The sequence below is a fragment of the Pontibacter sp. BAB1700 genome, from assembly GCF_000277005.1.
Taxonomy (GTDB): Bacteria; Bacteroidota; Bacteroidia; order Cytophagales; family Hymenobacteraceae; genus Pontibacter; species Pontibacter lucknowensis.
In genome coordinates this window covers 1-8,009 of record NZ_AKIS01000142.1, presented here as the reverse complement: position 1 = coordinate 8,009, position 8,009 = coordinate 1, and the positions used below count along the sequence as shown (strand labels likewise).

Below are 8,009 nucleotides of genomic sequence, written 5' to 3'. Positions count from 1 at the left end.
ATATAACTATAGTAATTAAATGGCGTAGTAAAATTCTATCCATTATTCTTTTATTCCTAACTTAAATTATTAACTATGACCAGAGCATTACGCATGTATTTGCAGCTAGTCCTCATTGTGGCTATGCTGTTCGGATCCACCGTCTCTTTTGCGCAAGGGAAAAGGCCTGCCGGTAAAAAGCAAGTACCCCAGGTAGCACTTGATCACATCAACAAAAACAAAGCGAAGCTAAAAGTAAAAGACAAGGATGTAGCTGATCTGGAGTTGAGCAGTGAGTCTGAAAGTAAAAAAAGTGGTCTAAAACACTACTACATCAAACAGCAAGTGGATGGTATTGAGATTCATGGAGCTATTACAAACATCAGTGTGAACAGCCGTGGTGAGGTGGTAACAGTTGGTAATCGCTTCCAGGAGGACATTAACCAGAAAATCAATGGAAAGCAGCCTGCTCTTGATGCAAACGGCGCCGTGGCAGCGGCGGCCCGTCATCTGGGTACTACTGTTAGTGAATCTCTGACGGTGCTCGAAAGTGCCAACGCTAAAAACAGAGAGGTACTGCTCTCTACTGGTGGTATCTCACTGGAGCCTATACCTGCCAAACTGGTATATCAACCCATGCTGGATGGGACGCTGCGTCTGGCCTGGGAGGTTTCCATTTATGAACTGGATGCTCAGAACTGGTGGAACATCAGAGTGGATGCCAGCACGGGAGAACTGCTGGACAAGGATAACATGGTCGTGCACTGCCAGTTTGAGAATGATGGAGCGGGTGGTGACTTTCTGCATGCCAACCATAGCCACACAACAGCTGCACCAGCAGTGCAGGAACTGGATATGACGCCTTACGCTCAGGCAGCAGGACCTGTCAACAACGGGAAAACACCTGGCTTGTACGAGGTATACCCTATGCCGATTGAGAGTCCAAGCCATGGCGGCAGAAAGCCGATGAACGCCGCAGCCGTAGCAGACAGGGTCGCGTCACCTTCCGGCTGGCATACTACCGATAAAATGAGCTATACCATTACCCGTGGCAACAACGTGTATGCCTATGAAGACCCTAACAATACTGGTCATATCGCCAGTAACACCGACGATGGGGCAGACGTGGTACACGGGCACAGTCCTGATGGAGGTACCCAGCGTGTTTTCAAATTCCCGGTTGACTTCTCACAGGAGCCGGAAGCTTACCGGGATGCGGCTATCACCAATCTTTTCTATTGGAACAACCTGGTGCATGATGTATGGTACAAATATGGTTTCGATGAGGAAAGCGGCAACTTCCAATCTTTCAACTTTGGGAAAGGTGGTCTGGGTGGTGACCATGTAATGGCAGAGGCTCAGGATAACAGGAACGGTGTTTCGCGAAACAACGCCAACTTTGCAACACCTATCGATGGCAGACGTCCAAGAATGCAGATGTACCTATGGAGTGGCAAGCCCGATGCTGACATGTTCAGAGTTACTTCACCTTCTTCTATTGCTGGCAGCTACCTGGCAGTGCAGTCATCATTCGGGACGCCACTTAGTTCAACGCCGATCACAGGTAAACTTGTATTGGCGGCGGCCTCTAGCGGTAACCCGGTTGAAGGTTGCGATGCACTGACAAATGCAGGTGCAATGGCAGGGAACATAGCAGTGGTATACAGAGGAAGCTGTGAGTTTGGTGTGAAAGTACTGAATGCTCAGAACGCCGGTGCCATAGCTGTCATCGTGATCAACAACGCTCCTGGCACGCCTACGGTGATGGGAGTTGGTGCTACTAATCCAGCGCTTATTACCATCCCTTCTGTCATGATAACAGATGTAACAGGCGCAAGTATCAGAGCCTTGCTTGATGCAAACCAAGAGGTTATCGTGGCATTAAAAGACGACGGATCAGGCCCTGAGATCGACGGTGACTTCGATAATGGCATTATTGTGCATGAGTACGGTCATGGTATCTCCAACCGCCTGACGGGCGGTCCGAACACCACCTCCTGTTTGCCAACACAGGTACTGGCTGGCGGCATGGTGCTGACAACTGAGCAGATGGGTGAAGGCTGGAGTGACTGGTTCGGCCTGATGATGACCATGAAAAAAGGCGATACCCGCGAGAAGATCAGAGGTATAGGTACTTATGCGGTAGGTGAACCAACCACCGGCCGCGGCATCAGACCGGCTCCGTACACCACAGACTTCAGCGTAAACAACTATACCTATGGTGCGACTAATAATTCTGCTTTGTCAGCTCCGCACGGCATCGGCTTTGTGTTTGCCACTATCCTTTGGGAGATGACCTGGGACCTGATCGATCAGTACGGCTTTGATGAGGACCTCTACAATGGCAACGGCGGTAACAATATGGCGATGCAACTGGTGATCGACGGTCTGAAACTACAGCCTTGTTACCCAGGCTTCGTAGACGGCCGCGATGCGATCCTGCTGGCTGATCAGTTGAACTACGGAGGTGCTAACCAGGAACTGATCTGGAAAGCCTTTGCCAGAAGAGGTGTAGGCTACAGCGCCAGCCAGGGATTGAGCTACTATCGCTTTGACCAGGTGGAGGCCTTTGATCTGCCTGAGAACTTTAATCTTACTGCGACAGGAAATCAGTCCTTGCGGTCTTCTGAGCTGAACAACGGAGAGATTCTGTTGAACTACCCTAACCCATTCTCAGAAAGCACCACCATCAGCTTTAAGGCAAAAGAGACGGGTTATACCATTCTCAAGGTATATGACATCACAGGCCGTGAGGTGGAGACAGTGTTCGAAGGAAATGTAAAACAAGGTGAAACTTATAAGAATACCTTCAATGCGAAAGGCCGTGAGAATGGCATGTACATCTACAGAATTGTGAATGGCGGCAGTACCCGATCGGGAACCATGCTATTGCTGAGGTAACAATAACACTAAGTAAGAAGCAGGGCCGGTGAAGCAATTCACCGGCCCTGCTTGCTTTATGCTATACCTGTTCTTGCAGCTTCATTACCAGGAAAATAGCCATTTAAATTAATCTGTGTGTCGTTTTTAATGGGTGCTGGTCAAGACAGTTAAAAGTAAATAGTAGAAAATCTTAGTTAAGATATAAATATAAGAATAAAACTATGTGTGCTAAATGGTACTTCTTTACAATGATCACCGCAGTTGTTGTGGCTTTTTGTATCGTATTAGTTAAATTTTATCGTGCTAATTTTATAGTTACTTCTGCTCTGAATTATTCCTGTTTTTCATGCTCTAAGCTATTTACTTTTAGGGAGTTATTTATTCCGCTCCAACAGTCTGAGTCTTCCAACCTCGATTGTCTAACCCTTAAAAATTAGCGCATGAAAACACGTTTACAATTGCACTGGCAGCTGTTGCTGCTGGTCCTGTTCTTATCCGGCACTTTTACCGCCTTCGGGCAGGGGAGGTCTGACCAAAGACCAGTCCCGCAAGCCGCTCTGAATCACATTCAGAAAAACAAAAAGCAACTCGAACTGGAAGATGAAGATGTAGCTGAGCTTGAACTGGCCAGTGAGACTGAAAGTCCAAAGAGTGGCATGAAGCACCTGTACATCAAGCAGCTCTACAGAGGCATTGAAGTGCATGGTGCGGTGACAAACATCAGCATGAGTAAAGAGGGTCGTGTGCTCACCATGGGCAACCGATTGCAGAAGCAGGTAGGCAAGCGAGCGAAGTCAAACCAGCCTGGTTTGGATGCAGCAGGAGCCGTGGCCGCTGCAGCACAGCACCTGGGTATAGCCATGAAGGAGCCGCTCACGGTGCAGGAGCGAGGCAATGGCCGAAACAGAGCGGTTACCTTTTCCAAAGCAGGTATCTCTCTGGAGCCTATACCTGCCAAACTGGTATACCAACCTATGGAAGACGGCAGCCTGCGCCTGGCCTGGGAAGTTTCGATCTATGAACTGGATGGCCAGAACTGGTGGAATCTCCGGCTTGATGCCACAACGGGCGCTGTGTTGGACAAAGACAACATGGTGGTGCACTGCCAGTTTGAGAATGATGGTCCGGGAGGCAAGTTTCTGCACGACGATCATAGCCACACCACCGCATCACCCTATGTAGCGGCACCGCAGGCAAGTATTGTGCGGGTTTCCAATGCCTACAACGTATTCGCGATGCCGGTGGAGAGCCCTAGCCACGGACCACGTTCCATGGTGAGCACTTCTGCCGCGAATCAACTGGCGTCACCTCAAGGCTGGCACACCGAAACGAGAACCCGCGGCAACAACGTGTATGCCTACGAAGACCCGAATAACAATAACAGCTGGAGTACGAATTATAGCCCGGATGGTGGCTCTGAGCTGAGCTTTGACTTCCCGATCGATTTCAACAAGCAGCCGGTTGCCAACCGCGATGCCGCTATCACAAACCTGTTCTATTGGAACAACGTGGTACACGACGTATGGTATCAGTATGGCTTCGACGAGGCCAGCGGTAACTTCCAGCTCAATAACTATGGCAGAGGCGGTTCACAAGGTGATCCGGTGCTAGCCGAAGCCCAGGACAACCGTAACGGCACCTCCCGCAACAATGCAAACTTTGCCACTAACGTGGATGGTTTTGCTCCCCGCATGCAGATGTACCTGTGGAGCAGCCCGCCTGATGCCGACATGGTATCCGTAACCTCTCCGTCGTCAGTGGCTGGTAGCTACCCGGCAACGGAAGCAGCATGGGCACGCAAACTCAACTCAGAGCCTGTAGTAGGCAAACTCGTGGTAGGACAAGGCACAGTAGGACTACCGCAGGAAGGCTGTGGCGCACTGACAAATACTACAGCCGTAGCGGGTAACATCGCCGTGGCGTATAGAGGAAACTGTCCATTCACGGAGAAAGTGGAAGCCGCTCAGCTGGCAGGCGCCATTGCTGTGATTGTGATCAACAATGCTCCCGGAGACCCAATCGCGATGGGTGGAACGCCAACAATGCCAATCACTATACCTGCTGTCATGATCAGCCAGGAGGCAGGCGCCCTGCTCAGAGCCCGTATGGATGCTGGTGAAGAAGTGATCGTTCGTTTGAAAGATGATGGCAGACCTGAACTGGATGGTGACTTCGACAACGGTATTATCGTGCACGAGTATGGCCATGGTATCTCAAACCGTCTGACGGGTGGTCGCACTGTGGCAAACTGCCTCAACAACGCCGAGCAGATGGGCGAAGGCTGGAGCGACTGGTTTGGCCTGATGATGACCATGAAGCCAGGTGACACAGGTGCCAAAGTAAGAGGCATCGGAACTTATGCCAAAGGCCAGCCTACAGACGGCCCCGGCATCCGGCCTGCCCCTTATTCTACTGACTTCGGTGTGAACCCGCATACCTATGCTTCTACTAACAATGCAGCGATCAGCCAACCGCACGGCGTTGGTTTTGTATGGTCTACCATGCTGTGGGATATGACATGGGCCTTGATCGACAAGTACGGCTTTGATGCTGATCTTTACAATGGCAAAGGTGGCAACAACATGGCCATGCAACTGGTGATCGACGGACTGAAACTGCAGGCTTGTCGTCCTGGCTTTGTAGATGGTCGTGATGCGATCCTGCTGGCTGACCGTCAGAACTACGAGGGAGCTAACCAGGAACTGATCTGGAAAGTATTTGCCAGGAGAGGTTTGGGCTTTAGTGCCGACCAGGGTTCTAACCTCAATCGCTTTGACCAGGTAGAGGCATTTGATCTGCCGGAAACTTACGCCTGTACAACTCCTCTAACACTTGATGCAGTAGCTACTTCTGATGTATACACAGGCGGTGTCGCATCAAACCTATACCTGGGTTACGGTCCGCAGAACGTGCGTCTGCAGGCTGGCGGCGATGCTGACAACGAGTATACCTGGAGCGGTGCAGAAGGCCTGAGCGCAACGACAGGTGCCAGTGTCATCTTCACTCCGAAAGCAGCGGGTACTTATACCTTCACCGTGCGTGCCGTGAACGGCGATGGCTGCATCAAGCATCAGTCGATCACAATCACGGTGGTAGATGTGCGCTGTAGCGATGGCAAGAAGAAAGACAAAGTGCTGGTATGTGTAGACGGTGTAGCTGAGTGCGTGGCTCCGAATGCAGTGCCATACCTGCTGACAGCTGCTAAAGGAAGCTTGGGTGACTGCGGACTGGCTGCGACAGCAACAGCTACTGCCAAAGCGGAGATCAGCGCAGAGAGAATGTCCCTGCGTGCTGTGCCTAACCCGTTCGGTGCTAAGACTGACATCGGCTTCACGCTGACGCAAGACGGCAGCTACAAGTTGGAAGTACTGGATATGCGAGGTTCTGTGGTGACCGTGCTGGCGCAAGGCAATGGCAGAGCGGGTGAGCATAAGACTTATCAGTTCGAGAAAGGCAAGCTGGCTGGTGGTATGTACATCGCCAGACTGGTGACAGATGAAGGCGTGTCCTTTATCCGAATTGTGATGCAAAAATAACGCGTGTTTAACTATCCTAACGAGGCGGGGCCGGTGATTCATTTCATCGGCCTTTGCTTTTTAAGTATAGCTTGTAAGCGGCACTGCAGTTGCCCCCCTCAGCTGTTCAAACTGCCCTATTTTTTGTAGGGATTTAACAGATCAGATTCTGACTTGCTATACCTGATCCATATACCTAACGCACTGCTTCGTAACCGCCAGGTATACCTTTCTTGGAGAGCACAAACTGCCATAGCTGGTTGTTGCGGGCACGAAAAGAACCAGCGCTGGAGAGCAGGTAGTAGTTCCACATCCGGTAGAAGCGCTCGCCATACTCTCCCTGTAGCTCTGGCCAGTGTTGGTTGAAGTTATGGTGCCAGGCCATCAGGGTATAGTCGTAGTCAGGGCCGAAGTTGTGCAGGTCCTCCACCACAAAGATGTGCTCCATGGCACCCGTGAGCTGCCGCAGCGAAGGGATCAGGCAGTTCGGGAAGATATACCGGTCAATGAAAGGATCGGGTGCTGTTTTAGAGAAGTTGACGCCGATTGTGTGCAGCAGGAAAAGTCCATCGTCTTTGAGGCAGCGGGCAGCTGTTTGCATATAAGTGCGGTGGTTGCGGAGGCCCACATGCTCGGCCATACCGATCGAGACCACATGGTCGAACTGCTCCCGCACATCGCGGTAGTCCTGCAGCCGGATCTCGATGGGCAGTCCTTTGCAAAGTTCCCGTGCCAGCGTCGCCTGCTCCCGCGATACGGTAACGCCTACCACTTCCACGTTATACCGCTCAGCCGCATACCTGGCAAAGCTTCCCCAACCACAGCCAATGTCAAGCACCCGCTGTCCGGGCTGCAGCCGTAGTTTGCGGCAGACGAGGTCGAGCTTGTGCTCCTGGGCCTGGTCCAGATTGTCAGCCTCTTTCCAGTAGGCGCAGCTGTATACCAGGCGTTTGTCGAGCATGCGCTGGTAGAGGCCGTTGCCAATGTCGTAGTGGCGCTGGGCATTGCGTGCCGCTCTTCCTCTGGCCTGCAGGTTCAGCGCCTTAGCCAGTAGCACTTCCAGCACCGTCCGCCAGCCAAAGCGAGCTCTCTTGTAAAGGTCGGCTCGCATCACCCTGTTCACAAATTCATCTATCTGCGCACAATCCCACCAGCCGTCCATGTAGGCCTCTCCCAAACCCAGAGAGCCTTGGCTGAGTACCCGCTTGTAGAAACGGTCGTCGTGTACCTGCAGGTCCCAGGGTCGGGGCCATTAACCTTGACATCGGCTGTAGCCAGCATGGCAGTCACCTGCTGCTGTAGGGAAGCGCTTTTCATAAGGCAGGAGTATTTAATAGGCGGTATATACTCGTTTGCCTATGAACGGAAGAGAAAGTAAATGGTTAGTAATGAGTGTGCTGTGCTAGAAAGTAAGGGTGAAGACAGAGCCCACGCCCTCCTGCGACTCGACCTGAATGGAGCCTTTGTGCAGCAGCATGATGTGCTTGGCCAGGCTGAGGCCTATACCTGAGCCGTCTTTGTGAGAGGTGAAGAACGGGATGAAAATACTTTCCATCAGTTCTTCGGGTATACCTGTTCCATTGTCCCGTACCTGGATGTATACCTTGCCGTTTTCCAACTCACCGGCAGTTA

At 51.6% G+C, this 8,009-nt stretch carries 4 protein-coding genes; 2 read left to right on the top strand and 2 right to left on the bottom strand.

Going from position 1 to position 8,009, the window contains the following annotated elements; all coding sequences use genetic code 11:
• The first annotated feature begins 75 nt into the window (after window positions 1–75).
• Window positions 76–2,880, top strand: coding sequence for a T9SS-dependent M36 family metallopeptidase (locus tag O71_RS16120; protein WP_143732116.1), 2,805 nt, complete (start codon window positions 76–78; stop codon window positions 2,878–2,880).
• Window positions 2,881–3,302: 422 nt separating this feature from the next.
• Window positions 3,303–6,398, top strand: coding sequence for a T9SS-dependent M36 family metallopeptidase (locus O71_RS16115; RefSeq protein WP_155800962.1), 3,096 nt, complete (start codon window positions 3,303–3,305; stop codon window positions 6,396–6,398).
• A gap of 175 nt (window positions 6,399–6,573) precedes the next feature.
• Here the strand turns inward: O71_RS16115 and cfa are convergent, their stop codons facing one another.
• Together cfa and O71_RS16105 are read right to left on the bottom strand one after the other, a co-directional pair.
• On the bottom strand, window positions 6,574–7,611 hold the full coding sequence (cfa, locus tag O71_RS16110) for a cyclopropane fatty acyl phospholipid synthase (RefSeq protein ID WP_081490522.1): 1,038 nt from the start codon (window positions 7,609–7,611) through the stop codon (window positions 6,574–6,576).
• Between the two features lie 168 nt (window positions 7,612–7,779).
• Window positions 7,780–8,009 (bottom strand): ATP-binding protein (locus tag O71_RS16105; protein ID WP_007658831.1); only part of this gene is annotated, 230 nt, incomplete at its 5' end.